The following is an 18,237-nucleotide window of genomic DNA, read 5'->3' as shown; positions in this document are numbered from 1 at the left end:
GGCTCGCACGCTAGACGATCGGAGGCGGTGGTGGTCAACTCCACGCCCGGGACCGGCGAGGACGGGGCGCTCGACGGCCTGCGGCGCGCGCTGGAGCACGTGCAGGGGATGCCCGCCGTCGTCGCGGCCGCGCAGGAGCCCGACTGGCCCGTCGTCTGGGTCAACGAGGCCTTCACCCGGGCCACCGGGCTGACGCTCTCCGACGTCGCCGGGCCGGCCGCCGGACTCGTCGCGATGTCCGCCGAGGACGGCTCCGGGCTGCGGCACCTCAGCGAGGCCGTGCAGGCCCGCCGCGCCACGTCCGCGCTGCTGCGGCTCCGGCGGGCCGGGGGAGACTGGTTCTGGTCCCGCACGCTCGTGACCCCGGTCGCGGCCGGAGGCGGCACGACGACCACGCACTGGGTCGCGGCGCTCGTCGACGTCACCGCCGAGGTGGACCACGACGCCGCGGTCGCCGCCGAGGTCGAGGTGGTCCGGCGGGAGAGCGAGGACCTCGCGCTGATCGCGACCGTCTCCGACCTGGTGATGGACCTCGACGACCCCGACGGCCTGCGCGCCATCGCCGAGCTGCTGGCCCGGCGGGTCGTCGCGTGGGCCGGGTTCTACGTCGACGACGACGGCCTGCACGCCGCGGACGGCATCGACACCAGCCGGGCAGGACGCGGCTCCGTGCGGCGCAGCCCGTCCGGCGGCGCGGCCCGGCCGGGGTACGTGCGCGGGCGGGGGACGCCGGGCCAGGACCCCGTGCAGCGGCTGCTCGACGGCGAGGGCGAGGGTGCGGCGTTCCCGCTCGACCTCGACCTCGGCGCCCCGCACGATCCCGGCTCGGCGTCCGCCTGGCTCGTCGCCGACCTGCGCGACCGCCTCGGCCTCGCCCTCGACCCCGAGCACGTCGCCGTGCTCCCGCTGCCCGGGCGGCACCGCGTGCTCGGGCTGCTGGTCGTCGTCGCCGCTCCCACGGTGCCCCCGGGCCGCCCCGCGCCCACCCGCGGCGGCCTGGACGAACGCGTCCGGACCATCTTGTCGCTGACCGCGCGGCGCGTCGGCCTCGCGATGGAGAACGTGCGGCTCTACGCCCGCGAGCACCGGGTCGCCGAGACGCTGCAACGGGCGATGCTGCCCGAGCAGGCCGAGGTCGACGGGCTCGACGTGTGGTCGTACTACGCGCCGAACGTCGTCTACGCGCAGGTCGGCGGCGACTGGTACGACGTCGTGCAGGTCTCGCGCGACGTGGTCGGGGTGGTCATCGGCGACGTGGTCGGCCACGACGTCGAGGCCGCCGCGGCGATGGGGCAGCTGCGGTCCGTCGTGCGCGCCTACGCGTTCGAGGTCACCGAGCCCGGTCCCGTCCTCGAGCGCGTCGACCAGCTGGTCGGCGGCATGCGCATCCCGCGGTCGGCGGGCCTGGTGCTGTCCACCCTGACCCGCCGCGGCGGCGAGGACGGTGCGTGCCCGACCTGGCACCTCGCGTACTCGCGCGCCGGCCACCTGCCCGCCGTCCTCGTGCGGGACGGCGCGGCGACGCTGCTCGACGGGGCCGGTGGCGCCCTGATCGGCTTCGGGGACGGCCGGCGCTCGACCGCGGCCCTGGACCTGCGGCCGGGCGACGTCCTCGTCTTCTACACCGACGGCCTGATCGAGCGCCGCGACCGGTCGCTCCTCGACGGGCTCGCCGCGCTCCGGGCCGTCGCCGAGGGCGCCACCGCCGTCGACTCCGCCGGCATCGGCGAGGAGCTGCTCGCGCGGCTCGCGGACCGGCCCGAGGACGACGTCGCGGTCGTCGTCGTGCGGGTCCCCGACCTCACGGACACCTCCGGGCACGGCGGCAACGTCCGCAGCCGCCGCTGGCAGCTCCCCGGCGAACCGGCGTCCATCGCCCGGGCGCGGCACGCCGTCGTGCGGACCTGCCACGCGTGGCAGCTCGGTGACGCCGGGAACGCCGAGCTCGTCGTCTCGGAGCTGGTCGCCAACGCCGTGCTGCACGGCTGGGGCCGCGTGACCCTGCGCCTGCACGACACCGGCGACGGCCTGCGGATCGAGGTCGAGGACTCCAACCCGACGCCGCCCGTCGCGACCGAGGGCCACCCCGGACGGATCGGCGGGTTCGGGATGCGGATCGTCGAGCAGCTGGCCGACTGGGGCTGGCGGCCCTCGCGCGGCGGCAAGCTCGTGTGGGCGCGGGTGCGGCCGACGGAGCGCTGACCGGGGTCTGGGCGCTGAGCGGGGTCTAGCGGGAGGCGTCCGTCGGGAGGTCGGCCTCGTCGGTCGACCCGGCGGCGGTGCTGCACCGGTGCTCCGCGTCGATCCGGAACAGCTCGAGCGCGCCGCAGATCTCCAGGACGAACAGGTCCCGCGGGTCCGCACCGCGCAGCACCGTCGCACCGCCGCGCTTGCGGCTCGCGTCCGCCAGCGAGATGAGGAACGCGGCGCCCGTGGAGTCCATGAAGGTGACGTCGCACATGTCGATCACCAGCAGCTGCCGGCGCAGCCCGACGACGCGCGCGGCGATCTCCGGGAACTGGTCGCGCTCGGCGAGGTCGAGATCACCGGCGATGACGAGCGTCGTCGTCGCAGCCGAGGTCGCGATCTCGATCATGGGGGGTCCTCCGGACGCGGACGGGCAGGCTGACCGACTGTAACCACCCGCCCGGCGGGTCCGCACCCGCTCGCGGCTGCCACACTGGGCGGATGACCGGTGCGAACCTCCTCGAGCCCGAGCCCACCCGCCTGCCCGTGGGGGCCGACGCCGACGCCCGGGCGGTGCTCGCGCGCGGCGGTGACCTGCGCGACGCCGCCCGCGAGGTGCCGACGTCCTCGCTCGCGTGGGCCCTGCTCGCCGAGCACGCGCTGGCCGACGACGGCGACCCGGTCGCCGCCTACGCGTTCGCCCGCACCGGCTACCACCGCGGCCTCGACGCGCTGCGGCGCGCCGGCTGGCGGGGCCGCGGGCCCGTGCCCGCCGAGCACGAGCCCAACCAGGGGTTCCTCCGGGCGCTGCTCGCGCTGGCCGAGGCCGCCGAGGCGATCGGCGAGGACGACGAGGCGCAGCGCTGCACGCAGTTCCTCACCGACTCGGGCACGTCCGCGGCGGAGGTCGCCGAGCTGCGCTGAGTCCGCGAGGGCCGTCGCGATCGGCACCGCGCCGCCCGTGTCGACGCGGGCCGACGCGCGCCGAGCCGCGGACCCGCCCGACGCCGGGCCGGTCGCTCCGGTAATCTTCCGGAGGAACCGGGGTGCCTGCCGTCCGGTACCCGGACCTCCCGCGACCGAGCCACCCGCTCGGTGCCGCGCGGGCGGGCCGCCGCCGGGCAGGGTGGGAGTGGTGATCACATGCCGGCCGTCGTGGTGCTCGGGACCCAGTGGGGTGACGAGGGCAAGGGCAAGGCGACCGACCAGCTCGGCTCGCGGATCGACTACGTCGTGAAGTTCAACGGCGGCAACAACGCCGGGCACACGGTCGTCATCGGCGGCGAGAAGTACGCCCTGCACCTGCTGCCGTCCGGCATCCTGTCGCCCGGCGTCGTCCCGGTGATCGGCAACGGCGTCGTCATCGACATCGAGGTGCTGTTCGAGGAGATCGACGCCCTCGAGGCCCGCGGCGTGTCCGCCGAGCGGCTGCTGGTGTCGTCCGCCGCGCACGTCATCGCGCCGTACCACCGCACGCTCGACAAGGTCACCGAGCGGTTCCTCGGCAAGCGGAAGATCGGCACCACCGGGCGGGGCATCGGCCCCGCGTACGCCGACAAGATCAACCGCGTCGGCATCCGCATCCAGGACCTGTTCGACGAGAAGATCCTCCGGCAGAAGGTCGAGGGCTCCCTCGACCAGAAGAACCACCTGCTGGTGAAGGTCTACAACCGCCGCGCGATCACCGTCGACGAGGCCGTCGAGGACCTGCTGCGCTACGCCGAGCGGCTGCGCCCGTACGTCGCGGACACCCCCCTGGTGCTCAACCAGGCCCTCGACGCCGGCAAGACGCTCGTGTTCGAGGCCGGCCAGGCGACGATGCTCGACATCGACCACGGCACCTACCCGTTCGTCACGTCGTCCTCGGCGACCGCGGGCGGCGCGTGCACCGGCTCCGGCATCGGCCCGACCCGGATCGACCGCGTGGTCGGCGTCGCGAAGGCCTACACCACCCGCGTCGGCGAGGGCCCGTACCCCACCGAGCTGTTCGACGAGGACGGCGAGTGGCTGCGGCAGACCGGCGGCGAGTTCGGCACCACCACCGGGCGGCCGCGCCGCACCGGCTGGTACGACGCCGTCGTGGCGCGGTACTCGAGCCGCGTGAACGGGCTCACGGACCTGGTCGTGACCAAGCTCGACGTGCTCACCGGCCGGGACAGGATCCCCGTCGCGGTGGCGTACGACGTCGACGGCCGCCGGTTCGACGAGATGCCGGACGACCAGAGCGACTACCACCACGCGAAGCCGGTCTACGAGTACCTCGACGGCTGGTCCGAGGACATCTCCCAGGCCCGTGAGCTGTCCGACCTGCCCGTGAACGCGCAGCGGTACCTCACGCACCTCGAGGAGATCTCCGGCACCCGCATCTCGGCCGTGGGCGTGGGCCCGGGCCGCGAGGCGACCGTCGCGATCCACGACCTGCTCGGCTGACCCGCAGGCCGCTCGCGCGCGGTGGGGCCGGTCGTCACCCGACCGCCGGCTCCGCCGCGTCGACGTCCCGCTGGCGCACCACCGCGAGCGGGTGGACGAGCGTGACCAGGGACAGCGCGGTCGCGCCCAGCAGCGCCGCCGCCAGCCCCCAGCGCTCGGCCGCCGCGCCGGCGAGCAGCGCACCGACCGGCATCAGGCCGTAGGCGAGCGCCCGGCCCGCGCCGCCGACCCGGCCGAGCATCGCCGGTGCGACGAGGCGCTGGCGCATCGACTGGGAGAGCACGTTGCCGACGGTGCTGGTGAGGCCGATCGCGAGGAACGCCGCGGCCACCGCCGCCGGGTACGGGGCGGCGACCGGCACCACGAGCAGCAGCGCCATCGCCACCCAGCAGCCGAGCAGCAGCCGGACCTCGCCCACGCGCCGGAGCAGCGGCTCGACGAGCAGCGACCCGCCGAGCGCCCCGGTCGCGAGGGCGACGCCGAGCAGCGGGTACGTCGTCGGGGTCATGCCGACCCGCGAGCCCGCCCCGACGACCCAGAGCACCAGGAGGGTCGTGTAGCCGGTGAAGCACATGTTGAGCACGCTCCCGGCGACCAGCAGCGGGCGGAGCACCGGGTGGCGGAGCAGGAAACCGACACCCTCGCGGGCCTCGTCGAACGCGCGGCGGGCCGGTCGGACCGGGGTCGTCGCGGCGCGCTCGTGCCGGTAGCTGCCGGGGACGCCGCGCAGCAGCGTGACCACCGCGAGCACCGCCAGCGCGGCGGGCAGGCCGAACGCCCACGCCGCACCCAGGGCGAGCGCCGCGCCCCCGAGCGGCCCGCCCACGAACGAGCCGGCGACCTGCTGCGCCGCGACGACCCGGCCGTTCGCCGCCTGCAGCCGGGACCGGGGGACGACGTCGGGCACGAGGGCGGACTGCGCCAGGTCGGCGAGCACGTCGGTCACGCCGTACGCCAGGACGAGCAGCAGGAGGGCGGGGACCGTCATCCGCCCGGTGGCCGCGAGGGCGACCGCGCCGCCGAGCAGCGCCGCGCGCGCGAGCAGCGCCGCCACCTGGACCCGACGGCGGTCGTACCGGTCGACGACCACCCCGCCCGGGACGCCCAGCACGAGCCAGGGGAGCCAGGCCAGTGCGGTGACGAGGGCGATCTGCCCGGGTGAGCGGGTCAGGGTCAGCGCGTAGAGGGGGACGACGGTCTGCACGACGCCGTCGCCGAGGTTGGCGAGCGTCGTGGCGGCGAGCAGGGCGCGGAACCGGTGGCCGAGCGGCTCGACGGTCGTGGTCGTGGTGGGGGCTGAGCGGGGCATGGGTCCTCGCGTAGAGTGGGCAGAGGAAGTTATGCAAAGAAGTCTCTGCAAAGGTATCTCTGCACATGGACGACGTCAACGCCCGCCCGCCCCGCTCCGTCGGTGCCGACGCCCTCAAGGCCTTCACCCACCCGCTGCGGCGCGCCATGGTCGACCACCTCCAGGCGCACGGCCCCGCCACCGCGACCCAGCTCGCGCGGGCCCTCGGGGAGAGCACCGGCCAGACCAGCTACCACCTGCGCCAGCTCGAGCGGCACGGGTTCGTCGAGGACGACCCGGACCACGTCGGCGGGCGGGAGCGCTGGTGGCGCGCCGTCGCGTTCTGGGTCGACGGCGTCGCCGTCCGCCAGGAACCCGGGGGCGCCGAGGTCGTCGCCTCCACCCAGCAGTGGGCCGTCGCCGAGCGCCTGCGCGTGCTCACCCGCTGGGTCGAGACCGTCGAGCCCGACCCCGCCTGGGCCGGCGTCGGCAGCAGCGCCCGCGCCACCGGCGAGCTGACCGTCGCCGAGGCCGAGGCGCTGACCAGGGAGCTCGAGGCCGTCGTGCGGCGGCACCTCGAGGCGGCGCGGGACGCTGCGGCGCGGGACGAGGGGGTGGGGGACGGGCCGGTGGACCGGCGGCGGGTGCGGGTGTACCTCGACGTGCTGCCCCTGCCCACCGACTGACCCGTCACCGCCGGCCCGTGCGCGTGGTCGGTAGGGTCGGCGGCGTGAAGATCCTCGTCGTCGGAACCGGTGCCCGCGAGCACGCCCTGGTCCTCGCCCTGTCCCGCGACCCCCAGGTCGCCGAGCTGCACGCCGCGCCCGGCAACCCCGGCATCGGCGCGCTCGCCACGCTGCACGCCGTCGACCCCCTCGACGGCGCGGCCGTCGCGGCCCTCGCCGGGCGGATCGGCGCCGACCTCGTGGTCATCGGGCCCGAGGCCCCGCTCGTCGCCGGGGTCGCCGACGCGGTCGCCGCCGCGGGGATCCCGGTGTTCGGCCCCACCGCCGCCGCCGCGCGGCTCGAGGGGTCGAAGGCGTTCGCCAAGGAGGTCATGGCCGCCGCTGGCGTGCCGACCGCCGACCCCGTCGTCGTCACCGACCCCGACCGGGCCGCCGCCGCCCTCGACACCTTCGGGGCGCCCTACGTCGTCAAGGACGACGGCCTCGCCGCCGGCAAGGGCGTCGTCGTCACCGAGGACCGCGCCGCCGCGCTCGACCACGCCCTCGCCTGCCTGGCCAAGCCCGGCGGCCGGGTCGTCGTCGAGGACTACCTCGACGGCCCCGAGGTGTCGCTGTTCGTCCTGTCCGACGGCACGCACGTCGTACCGCTCGTGCCCGCGCAGGACTTCAAGCGCGTCGGTGACGCCGACACCGGCCCCAACACCGGCGGCATGGGCGCCTACACCCCGCTGCCGTGGGCGCCCGCCGGGCTCGTCGACGAGGTCGTCGCGCAGGTCGCGCAGCCCACCGTCGACGAGATGGCGCGGCGGGGGACCCCGTTCGCCGGGGTGCTCTACTGCGGGCTCGCGCTGACCAGCCGCGGGATGCGCGTCGTCGAGTTCAACGCGCGGTTCGGCGACCCGGAGACGCAGGTCGTCCTCGCGCGCCTCGCGACGCCGCTCGCCGGGGTGCTGCTCGCCGCCGCCACCGGACGGCTCGCCGCGCTCCCGCCGCTGGAGTGGCGCGACGACGCCGCCGTCACCGTCGTCGTCGCCTCGCACGGGTACCCCGACTCCCCGCGCACCGGCGACGTGATCACCGGGCTCGACGACGCCGCCGCGGTCGACGGGGTGCACGTGCTGCACGCCGGGACCGCGTCCGGCCCCGACGGGGCGGTCGTCTCCGCCGGGGGTCGGGTGCTCAGCGTCGTCGGCACCGGGCCCGACCTCGCAGCCGCACGGGCTGCGGCGTACGCCGGGGTCGAGCGGATCGGGCTCGACGGAGCGCACCACCGGTCGGACATCGCGCGGGCCGCAGCGGAGGGCTGAGGTCGGCTCGCCGGGCGGGGACCGAACCCTCCACAGGGCGGTCTCGTGCGCGTCGTCCCCAGGCGCGCGGTCGTGGGCCGACGGGAGCCGGTTCGGCGCGCCTACGGTCACGGCATGCCACCCGACCAGCACGGACCCGCGCCCGAGGCGGCCCCCGACGCCTCGCAGGCGAGCCCGTCCGCAGCCGATGACGGGCGCGAGGCGCAGCTCGCCCGCCGGCTCGCCGAGCTGCCTGCCGGCGTGGCCCTGCTGACCGAGCTCGACCAGCTCGACCTCGACGAGCTCACCGCGTTCGAGCGCGTCGAGGTCGTCGTCGCCGCCGGCCGGCTCGAGGCACTGGCCCACGCGATCAAGGCCCGCGCCGCCGCAGCGCTCGACCGGCACCCCGACATGCGACCCCCGCGGGGCCGTCCGCTGCCCGGAGCCGCGCTCGTCGCCCGGCACCTGACCGGCGCGACCCTCGCGATGCGCCTCCAGGCCAGCACCCACGAGGCGGAGACCCTGGTCCGCGAGGGCATCGCCTACGCCGGGGTGCTCGCCGACACCGGAGCCGCGCTGTCCGACGGGCAGATCGACGTGCCGCGGGCCCGCGCGATCGTGCGCGGCCTCGCCGACGAGCCGGTGCCCGTCGCCACCGCCGCGCAGGACCTGGTCCTGCCCCGCGCACCCGGCCGGACGCCCGCACAGGTGCGGCAGGACATCGCGCGGGCGCTCAACCAGGTCGACGGCGAGCACGCCGTCGACCGGCACCGCGACGCGCGCCGCGGTCGCGCCGTGTACCGGCCCCGGGCGCTGCAGCACGGCATGGCGGGCACCTGGCTCGTCCTGCCCGCCGTCACCGCCGTGCAGGTCGACGCGGCCCTCGACGCCGCAGCCCGCCGAGCGCGCTCCGCCGGGGACGAGCGGACCTTCGACCAGCTGCGCGCGGACGAGCTGTGCGACCGGGTGCTGGGACGGGGTGACGTGCCCGAGGGTGGCGACGACGCCGCGGCGCGTGCCGCCGCGCGGACGCAGCGGGACGGTTCGTTCGAGCTGCTGGAGCCCTCCGACGACGCGAAGCAGGCGGGGTCGTCCAACGGGGCTGCGTCGGTCGGGCACGGCGAGGCACGTGCTCGGGTGCTGGTCACCGTGCCGCTCTCGACGTTGATGGACCTCGACGACCAGCCGGGCGACATCGACGGGTTCGGGCCCGTCGACGCCGTGCAGGCGCGGGCGCTCGCCCTCGGCGGGGTCTGGCGGCGGGTCGTCACCGACGACCTCTCGGGCACCGTGCTCGACGTCGGACGCACCACCTACCGCCCGCCCGCCGCCCTCGCCGAGCACGTCCGGGTCCGCGACCGCACCTGCGTCGCACCGGGATGCAGCGTGCCCGCGTCGCGCTCCGACCTGGACCACACCGAGGAGTGGGACGAGCCGCGCGAGGGCGAGCCCCCGCGCCCGCCCGGGGCGACCGCCGCCACGAACCTCGGACCGCTCTGCCGCCACCACCACCGGCTCAAGACCACCGGGGCGTTCGCGCTGCGGCAACGCTCCGCCGGCGAGTTCGACTGGCGGACGCCGAGCGGCCACGCCTTCCGGGTGCACCCCGGGACGGACGCGCCGGTCGTCCACCTCACCGCGCCGCAGCCTGAGGTGCCACCACCGTTCTGAGGGTGCGCTCCCGGGGCACGTGCACGCTCAGACCAGAGTCAGCACGCCCAGCAGCGCGACCACCGCACCCAGCAGCATCGACACGGTGATCAGCACCAGGTGCACGGTGAGGAACCGCGTGGGACGGCCCGCCGCGTCGCGGGAACGGGGGTCCTTCGCGATCCGGGCGCCGAACCGCGGCCAGACGAGCAGGCTCCAGAGGCCGGCGACGACGAGGACCACGGACCAGGCGACAGGGAGCTCCATGCGGGCGAGTATGCCCGGTGCGACCTGCGGCAGGATGTCCACCATGACCGCACCCGCGCTGCCCGGCTGGACGCACACCTACTCGGGCAAGGTCCGCGACCTGTACGTCCCGGACACGACGCAGGCGGCAGGTGCCGCCGTCGCCGAGGCGCACGGCGACGTGGTGCTCGTCGTCGCGAGCGACCGGGTCAGCGCGTACGACCACGTGCTCAACCCCGGCATCCCCGGCAAGGGCGTGGTGCTCACCCAGCTGAGCCTGTGGTGGTTCTCGCAGCTCGAGGACCTCGTGCCGAACCACGTCGTCAGCGCCGTCGCGCCGGACGTGCCGGAGGCGGTGCTCGGCCGGGCGATGGTCTGCCGGCGGCTGGAGATGTTCGCCGTCGAGTGCGTCGCCCGCGGCTACCTGACCGGATCGGGTCTCGCGGAGTACCGGGCCGGGGGATCGGTCACCGGCATCTCCCTGCCCGACGGGCTGGTCGACGGCTCGCGGCTACCGGAGCCGATCTTCACGCCGGCGACGAAGGCGGAGCTGGGGGAGCACGACGAGAACGTGAGCATCGACGTGGTCGCGGACGTGCTCGGTCGGGAGCGCGCCGAGCAGCTGCGGGACCTCACGCTCGCGGTCTACGCGCGCGCCGAAGGAGTGGCGCGCGAGCGCGGGGTGATCCTCGCGGACACCAAGCTCGAGTTCGGCCTGGACCCGGTGACGGGAGCGGTGACCCTGGGCGACGAGGTGCTGACGCCGGACTCGTCGCGGTTCTGGCCGGCGGACTCCTGGGAGCCCGGGCGGGCGCAGGAGAGCTTCGACAAGCAGTACGTCCGGGACTGGCTGACGTCGTCGGCCTCCGGCTGGGACCGCGACGGTGACGACGAGCCGCCGCTGCTGCCCGAGGACGTCGTCGAGCGCACCCGGGACCGCTACCTCGAGGCGTACGAGCGGCTGACAGGCACGGCGCTCTCGCTCTGAGGGGAACGCCTCTGGCGCTCGGGCCGACCCGGTCGGTAGGTTAGGCTTGCCTCATCGTTGCGGCGCCGACGTCGGTCCGCGAGCCTGGGGCTCCCTCCGACGCGCGCTCGTCGCCCTTCCTCGGATCGGAGCACCTCCGTGCACGCTCGCACGTCCCTCCCGCGCCCTGCCGCGCGCCGCGGCCTGGCCGTCGTCGCTGCCCTCGGTGCCGCGGCCCTGACGCTGACCGCCTGCAGCGGCGGTGACGACTCCGCGGACGACGCGGGCCCTGCTGACGAGACCGCGGCCGCGTCGGACGCGTTCCCGGTGACGATCGAGTCGTCGCTCGGTGAGGCGACGATCGAGCAGAAGCCGGAGCGGGTCGTCGCGCTCGGCTGGGGCGCGGCCGACATCGCGTACTCGCTCGGCACGACGCCGGTCGGCATCGAGTCGGACGACTGGGCGGGCGACGAGGACGGCTACCAGCCGTGGTTCCGCGACGCGCTCGAGGCGGACGGCGTGGAGCTCCCTGAGACGATCACGATGTACCCGGAGCTGGACGTCGAGGCGGTCATCGCCCTCGAGCCCGACCTCATCCTCGCGACGCAGTCGGGCATCGACCAGGCGACGTTCGACCAGCTGTCGGACTTCGCGCCGGTCGTCGCCTACCCGGGCGACGCGTGGGCCACCTCGGTGGAGGACCAGATCACGATCGCCGCGCAGGCGCTGGGTGAGCCGGACAAGGGTGCCGAGCTGATCGAGGGCATCCAGGCGGAGTACGACGCCGTCAAGGCGGAGCACCCGGAGTTCGCGGACGTCACGTACGCGTACGTCTACGGCGGCGACCAGCCCGGCTCGCTGGGCGTCTACATGCCGGGCGACACCCGGGTGGCGCTGCTGTCGAGCCTGGGTCTGCAGCTCGCGCCGTCGGCGGCGGCGCTGGAGCCGGACCAGGGGTCGTTCTACGCGACGCTCGGCCTGGAGAACGCGGACACGCTGGACGACGTGCAGGTGCTGTTCACCTGGTTCAACGACGAGGACGAGCAGGCGGCGACCGAGGCGCAGCCGCTGTGGCAGCAGATGCCCGCGTTCGCGTCGGGCGCGTACCTGCCGATGATCGACCGGCAGCTCGGCATGGCCGTGACCGTCGCGACGCCGCTGAGCGTGCCGTACGCGCTGGACGCGTACGTGCCGCAGATCGCGGAGGTCGTCGCGAAGGTCTCCTGACCTCGGGCGCCACCCGGCAGCCCGGCGGCCGACCCCACGTGACCAGCCTGTGACCGACGTCGTCGCGACCCCGCGAGCCCCGCGCAGCACCGCGCGGGGCTCGCGGTCGCGCGCGTGGCTGCTCGCGGCGGGGCTGGTGGCGGCCGCGGCGGTGCTGGTGCTGGCCTGCGGGCTGAGCGTGGCGGTCGGGTCGAAGTCCGTGCCGCTGGGCGAGGTGTGGTCGGCGTGGCTGCACCCGGACGACGGCTACACCTCGGCGGTCGTGCAGTCGCGGCTGTCCCGGACGGTGCTGGGGGTGCTGGCGGGTGCGGCGCTGGCGGTGTCGGGCGCGGTGATCCAGGGTCTGACGCGCAATCCCCTGGGCGACCCGGGTCTCCTGGGGGTGAACGCGGGCGCGTCGGCGTCGGTGGTGGTCGTGACCGCCCTGGCCGGCGGGACCGCGGGGCGGTCCGTCTGGGCGGCGCTGCCGGGTGCGGTGCTGGCGACGGTCGCGGTGTACGTGATCGGCTCGGGCGGGCCGCGCGGGCGGGCGACTCCGGTGCGGCTGGTGCTGGCGGGGTCGGCGATCGCGGCGGTGCTCGTGGCGCTGGTGCAGGCGGTGACGCTCGCAGACCCGGAGGTGTTCTCGACGTACCGGTTCTGGGTGATCGGGTCGTTGGCGGGCCGCCCGGACGGCACGGTGGGGCTGGTGCTGCCGTTCGTGGTCGCGGGGCTGGTGCTGGCAGGTCTGCTGGCGCGGGGGCTGAACGCGCTGGCGCTCGGCGACGAGACGGCGACGACGCTGGGTCTGAGCTCGGGGCGGACGCGGGCGCTGGCGGGGACGGCGGCGACGGTGCTCGCGGCGGCGTCGGTCGCGGCGGTGGGGCCGGTGGCGTTCGTCGGGCTGGCGGTGCCGTTGACGGTGCGGGCGTTCACGGGCTCGGACCACCGGTGGCTGCTGCCGTACTGCGCGCTGCTGGGTCCGGTGCTGCTGCTCGGCGCGGACGTCGTCGGCCGGGTCGTGGCACGTCCCGGGGAGCTGATGGTCGGGGTGGTGACGGCGTTCGTCGGTGCCCCGTTCCTGGTGGTGGCCGTGCGCCGTGGGCGGGTGGGGCTGTGAGGGTCGCGGTCCGGGTGAGCCGGCGGCCGGTGGTGGTGTGCCTGGTGGCGCTCGTCGTCGTGGTGCTGCTCGCGCTGGTGACGGTCGCGGTGGGCGACCTGGGGATCTCCCCGGCGGAGCTGCCGGCGGTCCTGGCGGGTGACGGGTCGAAGGCGCAGGAGTGGGTGCTGTGGTCCAACCGGGCGCCGCGGATCGGGGTGGCGGCCGGCGCGGGGGCGGCGTTCGGCGTGGCCGGGGCGATCTTCCAGAGCGTCACCCGCAACCCGCTCGGCAGCCCGGACATCATCGGGCTGGGGTCGGGCGCGGCGGCGGGTGCGGCGGCGGCGACGCTGGTGTGGCCCGGCGTGGTGCCGGGTCCGGTGGGGGCGCTGGTCGGCGCGGGGGTCGCGGTCGCGCTGGTGCTGCTCGGGGCGGGCCGGGGGGTGAGGGCGCCGTTCCGGATGGTCGTGGTGGGTATCGCGATCGGGGCGATGGCCCTCGCGTTCGTGCAGCTCGCGCTGGCGCGGGCGACCACGGAGGAGGCGCAGACGGTCGCGGCGTGGCTCAACGGCAGCCTGCTGTCGCGCAACGCCGGGCACGTCGCGACGATCGCGCTGGCGCTCGTGGTGCTGCTGCCGCTCGCGCTGTCGCTGACCCGGCGGCTGCAGCTCGTGGAGATGGGCGACGACGCGGCGACGGCGCTCGGTGTGTCGCCGGGGCGCACGCGCTCGCTCGCGATCGCGGTCGGGGTGGCGTTGACGGCCGCGGCGGTGAGCGTGTGCGGCCCGGTGTCGTTCATCGCGCTGACGGCGCCGCAGATCGCGCGCCGGGTCACCCGGTCGACGGGGCCGGGCATGATGGCGGCGGCGTGCACGGGCGCGGTGCTGCTGGTCGCAGCGGACCTCCTGGCCCAGCACGCGCCGTGGGGCGTGCAGTACCCCGTCGGGGTGCTGACCGCGCTGCTCGGTGGCTCGTACCTCGCGTACCTCCTGGTGCGCGAGTGGAGGAAGGGGACGGCATGACCGCCACGACGACCGCACCGCTCGCGACCGACGGGGTGACGCTCGCCTACGACCGTCTGGTCGTCGCGCAGGACCTGTCGGTCGAGATCCCGGCGGGGTCGTTCACGGTCATCATCGGACCGAACGGCTGCGGCAAGTCGACGCTGCTCCGTGCGCTGGCCCGGACGCTGAAGCCGCGCGCCGGCCGGGTGCTGCTCGACGGGCAGCCGATGGCGCAGCTGCGCACCCGCGCGATCGCGCGGAGGCTGGCGCTGCTCCCGCAGAGCCCGATCGCGCCGGAGGCGATCACGGTCGGCGACCTGGTCGCCCGGGGCCGGTACCCGCACCAGGGCCTGCTGCGGCAGTGGTCGCCGCAGGACGCGCGGGCGGTCGCGGTGGCGATGGCGGCGACCGAGGTCACGGACCTCGCGGAGCGGTACGTGTCGGACCTGTCGGGTGGGCAGCGGCAGCGCGCGTGGCTGGCGATGGCGCTCGCGCAGGAGACGGACCTGCTGCTGCTCGACGAGCCGACGACGTTCCTGGACATCGCGCACCAGTACGAGGTGATGGACCTGTGCGCCCGCCTGCACGAGGAGGGTCGGACGCTGGTGGCGGTGCTGCACGACCTGAACCAGGCGGCGCGGTACGGGTCGCACGTGATCGCGATGCGCGGGGGCCGGGTCGTGGCGCAGGGCCCGCCGCAGGAGGTCGTGACGGAGGCGCTGGTCCGTGACGTCTTCGGCCTGGCCGCGCGCGTGGTGCCGGACCCGGAGACGGGGACGCCGATGGTCGTCCCGGTGGCCCGCGACGCGCACGTGCGGCACGGGACCGACCGGGGCTGACCCGCCGGCCCGGTCGGCCCGCCCCGGGCTCTGCGGCTCAGGCCGGGGCGAGGACGACCACCGGCTCGCTGGTCGGCTGCTCGGACCCGCCGGCGGGTTCGACGGTGAGCGCGAGCGCGTCGCCGGTGCGGTAGGCGTCGGTGCCGATCTCGAGGGTGCCGTCGACGACCCCGGTCGTGCCGCCGCGCAGCGGGACGCCGTCGCGCATGACCCAGAGCTGGTAGACCTCGTCCGTGCCGGGGGCGGTGACGCCGGTGGCGGTGACGATCGCCGCGTCGGCGGTGACGACCGCGACGGCGGTGCCGCCGGAGGTGACCGCGGCGGACGCGACGCGCGCGCCCGGCTCGGCGAGCAGCTCGGTGAGCCGGTCGGCGCGGGCCTGGACCTCGGTCGCGCGCTGCGCCTGCTGCCAGGCGATGGTGCTCGGGACGGCCACGGCGAGGGCGACGACGAGCGCCGCCGCGAGCGTCGCCAGCCGGCGACGACGGCGGGTGCCGCGCCCGGCGGGGCGGGTGGCGGCGGCGGGGGCGGAGCCGGGCCGGGTGGAAGGCGACCCGGCGGGCGACCCGGCGGGCGGCACCGCGTGCGCGGGTGCGACGTGCGGCCGTGCGCCGGGGGTGCCGGTCCCGGCGTCGGTCGCACCGGCCTGCGGGGTGCGCGCGACGAGGTCGAGCACGGTGTCGCGGACGGCGGCGGGGGGCTCGACGGCGACGGCCGCACCGAGGACGGCGGCGGTCTCGCGCAGGGCGCGGGCCTCGCGGGCCGCGTCGGTGTCGCGGGCGATCAGGTCGTCGACGGCGGCGCGGTCGGCGTCGTCGAGGGCGTCGACGGCCCAGGCGCCGATCAGCTCGCGGGTCGCGGCGTCGTCGGACCGTCGGTCGCCGGGCCGCGGGTCGCCGGGGCGGGGCGAGGTGGGGTCGGTCACGCCGCCACCCCCAGGCAGTCGCGCAGGCGGGTGAGGCCGTCGCGGATCCGGCTCTTCACGGTGGGCAGGGGGGCCTCCAGCCTCTCGGCGACCTCCCGGTAGGTGCGCCCGTCGTAGTAGGCGAGGACGACGGCCTCGCGCTGGGTGTCGGTGAGGCCGCCCAGGCAGTGCCGGACGCGCTGGGCCTCGAGGTTGGTCTCGGCCTGCTCGGAGACGACGTCGAAGTCCCGGGGGCGGTCGGCGTCGAGGACGGCCTGGTCGCGGTTGCGCTGGGCCTGCACGGAGCGGACGCGGTCGACCGCCCGGCGGTGCGCCATCGTGGTCGCCCACGCGCGGGCCGAGCCGCGTCGGGCGTCCCAGCGGGACGCGGTGCGCCAGATCTCCACCATGACCTCCTGGGTGACCTCGGCCGCGTGATCGGGATCGCGCAGGACGGCGAGGGCCGTGCCGTGCACGGCGGGGGACAGCATGTCGTACAGCGGGCCGAACGCGTCGCGGTCGCCGTCGGCGACCCGGGCGAGGGCGTCGTCGGCCGTCGCGGGCGCGGTGCTGCGGGTACCGGGGGTGGACACCTGCGACATCCTGCCGCACGGACCGGTGCTCGGCCGGGGGAGCGCGGTCACGCCCCCACGGCCGCAGGGGCGTGGCGCCGGCCCGGCGGGGAGAGGGCCGGCGCCACGCGTCTGCGGGGAGCTCGTCAGCGTGCGGTCACTTGACGAGCGCGGCGGCCAGCGAGTCGATCGCGCCGGCGAGGGTCGAGACGTGCATCCCGAGCCCGGCGGCGACGTCGTCGGCGGGCAGCTCGCCGTCGCTGATCGTCGAGAAGAACTCGCCGGCGGGGCCGCGGTAGCCGTCGAGGTCCTGCAGGGCCTGCTGGCGGGCGTCCTCGTCGCCCGTGGCGTCGGCCACGGCGTAGTCGACGAAGAACCCGATGTGCTCGCGCCACAGGTCGAGGAACGCGGCGCCGTTCTCGTCGCCGGCCAGCGAGGACACGGCCTCGGAGAGCTGCACGGAGTTGGCGTCGAGCGTGGCGGCCGCCGCGGTGAACGCGGGGGACTCCACGCCGCCCTCGGCGGTGTAGGCCGTGAACACGGCGTACGAGGCCAGGTAGACGTGCTCCTGGAGCATCGCGGTGAGGTTCGCCCGCAGGGTCGAGGCGTCGTCCATCGCGTCGCCGGACAGGCCGGCGCCGGCGGCGAGGCCGGTGGCGATGGTCGCGGCGTCCATGCCGACGTGGTCGGCGGCGGCCTTGAGCGTGTCGGACGCGGTCGGCTCGCCCGCGGCGAGCGCGTCGATCGCGGCGGACATCGTGCTCACGTGCATGGCGAGCGCCTCGGTGACGGCGGCGGCGGGCAGGTTGCCGGCGCTGATCTGCTCGAAGAACGCCCCGGCGTCGACGGTGTAGGTCGCGAGCTCGGCCTGGGCGGCAGCCGCGGCGGCGGTGTCCCCGGACTTCACGGCGACGGCGTAGTCGACGAAGTAGCCGATGTGCGCGTCCCAGACCTGCTGGAACGTGGCACCGGCGTCGTCGCCCGCGAGGGAGGCGATCGCGTCGGTCATGTCGGCGGTGTTGCCGTCGAGCGCGGCCTTCGCGGCGGCGAACTCGTCGGAGTCGGCGCCGGCGGTGTAGGCCGTGGCGACGCCGATGCCGGTCAGGTAGACGTGCTCCTGGAGCAGGGCGGTCAGCGCGGACCGCAGGGTGGCGGCGTCGGAGTCGACCTCGCCGGCGGTGCCGGTCGCCGCGGCCAGGCCGGTGGCGAGCGTCAGGCCGGTCTCGGGCATGTGCTGGGCGGCGGTACGGGCGTCGGCGAACGGGTCACCGGTGCTCACCGGCTCGACCGCGCCGGTGCCCATGTCCATGCCGTCCATGCCGTCGGCCGAGGACGACGCGGACGGCATGCTGCTGCCGGTCGACGTGTCCTCGCTGCTGCTGCAGGCGGTCAGGGTCAGGCTCAGCGTCAGTCCGGCGGCCATCGCGGCCACGGCGTAGGTGCTGCGGGTGCGTCGCATCATCGCTCCTTGGGGTCCCTCGGTTGGTGTTCACGAGGGGTTCGGAGCGGGTGGGGCGGCGGATGGGTCCCGGTTGCGGGTGACTGTGGGTGACTGTGGGTGACTGTGGGTGACTGCGGCGGGCGGCTGCCGGTGGCTACGCGGCGCCGTGGTGGGCGAGGGCGAGCAGCGCGTCCTCGGGCCGGTGGTCGTGCTCCGGGGCGGGGCCGCCGACGAAGCACCGGCAGGGGCCGTCGCGGTGCACGAGGCCGGAGTGCGGTCGTGCGGCGCACGGCAGGGGGCCGGTGACGACGTGCAGCCGGGCGTCGGTGGTCGTGCTGTCGGTGTTCATGCGTCCTCCTGGCGGGGCCGCCGGGGGAGCGGCCCGAGACGGCACCGGCGGCGAGCCGGTGTCGCGGTGCCCGCGTCCGCGCG

18 protein-coding genes are annotated in these 18,237 nt (G+C 76.1%); 11 read left to right on the top strand and 7 right to left on the bottom strand.

Translation table 11 applies throughout. The features are described 5' to 3' along the window. Positions 1–27 precede the first annotated feature (27 nt). Entirely contained in the window at positions 28–2,202 is a 2,175-nt protein-coding gene (locus ACFVXN_RS11295; RefSeq protein WP_389231873.1) for a SpoIIE family protein phosphatase, read from the top strand. A gap of 25 nt (positions 2,203–2,227) precedes the next feature. Here ACFVXN_RS11295 and ACFVXN_RS11290 read toward each other — a convergent pair whose 3' ends face one another. Further along, positions 2,228–2,596: an STAS domain-containing protein gene (locus ACFVXN_RS11290; RefSeq protein ID WP_389231870.1), complete on the bottom strand. Its 369-nt coding sequence runs from the start codon at positions 2,594–2,596 to the stop codon at positions 2,228–2,230. Positions 2,597–2,688: 92 nt separating this feature from the next. Here ACFVXN_RS11290 and ACFVXN_RS11285 point away from each other — a divergent pair, with 92 nt between their 5' ends. Together ACFVXN_RS11285 and ACFVXN_RS11280 are read left to right on the top strand one after the other, a co-directional pair. Further along, a complete protein-coding gene (locus ACFVXN_RS11285; RefSeq protein ID WP_389231867.1) occupies positions 2,689–3,111 on the top strand; it encodes a DUF3151 domain-containing protein in 423 nt (140 codons plus the stop codon). Positions 3,112–3,330: 219 nt separating this feature from the next. Further along, the gene (locus ACFVXN_RS11280; RefSeq protein WP_389231865.1) at positions 3,331–4,617 is read left to right on the top strand and encodes an adenylosuccinate synthase; all 1,287 of its coding nucleotides are present in this window, start codon (positions 3,331–3,333) and stop codon (positions 4,615–4,617) included. Between the two features lie 34 nt (positions 4,618–4,651). Here ACFVXN_RS11280 and ACFVXN_RS11275 read toward each other — a convergent pair whose 3' ends face one another. Continuing rightward, entirely contained in the window at positions 4,652–5,926 is a 1,275-nt protein-coding gene (locus ACFVXN_RS11275; protein WP_389231862.1) for an MFS transporter, read from the bottom strand. Between the two features lie 65 nt (positions 5,927–5,991). Between ACFVXN_RS11275 and ACFVXN_RS11270 the strand changes: the two genes are divergently transcribed. The 3 genes from ACFVXN_RS11270 to ACFVXN_RS11260 all read left to right on the top strand — a co-directional run bounded on the left by ACFVXN_RS11270 (position 5,992) and on the right by ACFVXN_RS11260 (position 9,548). Beyond that, the gene (locus ACFVXN_RS11270; protein WP_389231859.1) at positions 5,992–6,591 is read left to right on the top strand and encodes an ArsR/SmtB family transcription factor; all 600 of its coding nucleotides are present in this window, start codon (positions 5,992–5,994) and stop codon (positions 6,589–6,591) included. A gap of 44 nt (positions 6,592–6,635) precedes the next feature. Continuing rightward, entirely contained in the window at positions 6,636–7,898 is a 1,263-nt protein-coding gene (purD, locus tag ACFVXN_RS11265; RefSeq protein ID WP_389231856.1) for a phosphoribosylamine--glycine ligase, read from the top strand. A gap of 114 nt (positions 7,899–8,012) precedes the next feature. Continuing rightward, the gene (locus ACFVXN_RS11260) at positions 8,013–9,548 is read left to right on the top strand and encodes a DUF222 domain-containing protein (RefSeq protein WP_389231853.1); all 1,536 of its coding nucleotides are present in this window, start codon (positions 8,013–8,015) and stop codon (positions 9,546–9,548) included. A 27-nt stretch (positions 9,549–9,575) separates the two neighbouring features. On the opposite strand, the gene ACFVXN_RS11255 is transcribed toward ACFVXN_RS11260, so the two are convergent. Continuing rightward, a complete protein-coding gene (locus ACFVXN_RS11255) occupies positions 9,576–9,794 on the bottom strand; it encodes an SCO4848 family membrane protein (protein ID WP_389231850.1) in 219 nt (72 codons plus the stop codon). 34 nt (positions 9,795–9,828) lie between these two features. On the opposite strand from ACFVXN_RS11255, the gene ACFVXN_RS11250 reads away from it, so the two are divergent. From ACFVXN_RS11250 to ACFVXN_RS11230, 5 genes are all read left to right on the top strand, one after another. Further along, positions 9,829–10,761: a phosphoribosylaminoimidazolesuccinocarboxamide synthase gene (locus ACFVXN_RS11250; protein ID WP_389231847.1), complete on the top strand. Its 933-nt coding sequence runs from the start codon at positions 9,829–9,831 to the stop codon at positions 10,759–10,761. A 138-nt stretch (positions 10,762–10,899) separates the two neighbouring features. Next, positions 10,900–11,967: an iron-siderophore ABC transporter substrate-binding protein gene (locus ACFVXN_RS11245; protein WP_389231844.1), complete on the top strand. Its 1,068-nt coding sequence runs from the start codon at positions 10,900–10,902 to the stop codon at positions 11,965–11,967. Positions 11,968–12,016: 49 nt separating this feature from the next. Continuing rightward, the gene (locus ACFVXN_RS11240; RefSeq protein ID WP_389231841.1) at positions 12,017–13,066 is read left to right on the top strand and encodes a FecCD family ABC transporter permease; all 1,050 of its coding nucleotides are present in this window, start codon (positions 12,017–12,019) and stop codon (positions 13,064–13,066) included. Positions 13,067–13,080: 14 nt separating this feature from the next. Then, entirely contained in the window at positions 13,081–14,067 is a 987-nt protein-coding gene (locus ACFVXN_RS11235; protein ID WP_389231838.1) for a FecCD family ABC transporter permease, read from the top strand. Further along, positions 14,064–14,888, top strand: coding sequence for an ABC transporter ATP-binding protein (locus ACFVXN_RS11230; RefSeq protein WP_389231835.1), 825 nt, complete (start codon positions 14,064–14,066; stop codon positions 14,886–14,888). Before ACFVXN_RS11235 ends, ACFVXN_RS11230 begins: the two co-directional genes overlap by 4 nt. Positions 14,889–14,925: 37 nt before the next feature. Here the strand turns inward: ACFVXN_RS11230 and ACFVXN_RS11225 are convergent, their stop codons facing one another. The 4 genes from ACFVXN_RS11225 to ACFVXN_RS11210 all read right to left on the bottom strand — a co-directional run bounded on the left by ACFVXN_RS11225 (position 14,926) and on the right by ACFVXN_RS11210 (position 18,154). After that, positions 14,926–15,813 (bottom strand): anti-sigma factor, encoded by an 888-nt coding sequence (locus tag ACFVXN_RS11225; RefSeq protein ID WP_389231832.1) that lies wholly within the window; start codon positions 15,811–15,813, stop codon positions 14,926–14,928. Further along, positions 15,810–16,394, bottom strand: coding sequence for an ECF RNA polymerase sigma factor SigK (gene sigK / locus ACFVXN_RS11220; RefSeq protein WP_389231829.1), 585 nt, complete (start codon positions 16,392–16,394; stop codon positions 15,810–15,812). Before sigK ends, ACFVXN_RS11225 begins: the two co-directional genes overlap by 4 nt. Before the next feature lie 127 nt (positions 16,395–16,521). Beyond that, positions 16,522–17,823: a hypothetical protein gene (locus ACFVXN_RS11215; protein WP_389231826.1), complete on the bottom strand. Its 1,302-nt coding sequence runs from the start codon at positions 17,821–17,823 to the stop codon at positions 16,522–16,524. 136 nt (positions 17,824–17,959) lie between these two features. Beyond that, a complete protein-coding gene (locus tag ACFVXN_RS11210) occupies positions 17,960–18,154 on the bottom strand; it encodes a hypothetical protein (protein WP_389231823.1) in 195 nt (64 codons plus the stop codon). Positions 18,155–18,237: the final 83 nt, after the last annotated feature.

The organism is Cellulomonas sp. NPDC058312 (assembly GCF_042880135.1).
Lineage (GTDB): Bacteria > Actinomycetota > Actinomycetes > Actinomycetales > Cellulomonadaceae > Cellulomonas.
Note: the sequence above shows the minus strand (reverse complement) of the source record. Positions and strands in the feature narration are given on the sequence as shown.

Excerpts from the sequence above, each read along its gene's own strand:
- ACFVXN_RS11290 (WP_389231870.1), bottom strand. The coding sequence starts at position 2,596 with ATGATCGAGATCGCGACCTCGGCTGCGACGACGACGCTCGTCATCGCC.
- ACFVXN_RS11285 (WP_389231867.1), top strand. The coding sequence starts at position 2,689 with ATGACCGGTGCGAACCTCCTCGAGCCCGAGCCCACCCGCCTGCCCGTG.
- ACFVXN_RS11280 (WP_389231865.1), top strand. The coding sequence starts at position 3,331 with ATGCCGGCCGTCGTGGTGCTCGGGACCCAGTGGGGTGACGAGGGCAAG.
- ACFVXN_RS11275 (WP_389231862.1), bottom strand. The coding sequence starts at position 5,926 with ATGCCCCGCTCAGCCCCCACCACGACCACGACCGTCGAGCCGCTCGGC.
- ACFVXN_RS11270 (WP_389231859.1), top strand. The coding sequence starts at position 5,992 with ATGGACGACGTCAACGCCCGCCCGCCCCGCTCCGTCGGTGCCGACGCC.
- ACFVXN_RS11260 (WP_389231853.1), top strand. The coding sequence starts at position 8,013 with ATGCCACCCGACCAGCACGGACCCGCGCCCGAGGCGGCCCCCGACGCC.
- ACFVXN_RS11255 (WP_389231850.1), bottom strand. The coding sequence starts at position 9,794 with ATGGAGCTCCCTGTCGCCTGGTCCGTGGTCCTCGTCGTCGCCGGCCTC.
- ACFVXN_RS11250 (WP_389231847.1), top strand. The coding sequence starts at position 9,829 with ATGTCCACCATGACCGCACCCGCGCTGCCCGGCTGGACGCACACCTAC.
- ACFVXN_RS11230 (WP_389231835.1), top strand. The coding sequence starts at position 14,064 with ATGACCGCCACGACGACCGCACCGCTCGCGACCGACGGGGTGACGCTC.
- sigK (WP_389231829.1), bottom strand. The coding sequence starts at position 16,394 with ATGTCGCAGGTGTCCACCCCCGGTACCCGCAGCACCGCGCCCGCGACG.
- ACFVXN_RS11215 (WP_389231826.1), bottom strand. The coding sequence starts at position 17,823 with ATGCGACGCACCCGCAGCACCTACGCCGTGGCCGCGATGGCCGCCGGA.
- ACFVXN_RS11210 (WP_389231823.1), bottom strand. The coding sequence starts at position 18,154 with ATGAACACCGACAGCACGACCACCGACGCCCGGCTGCACGTCGTCACC.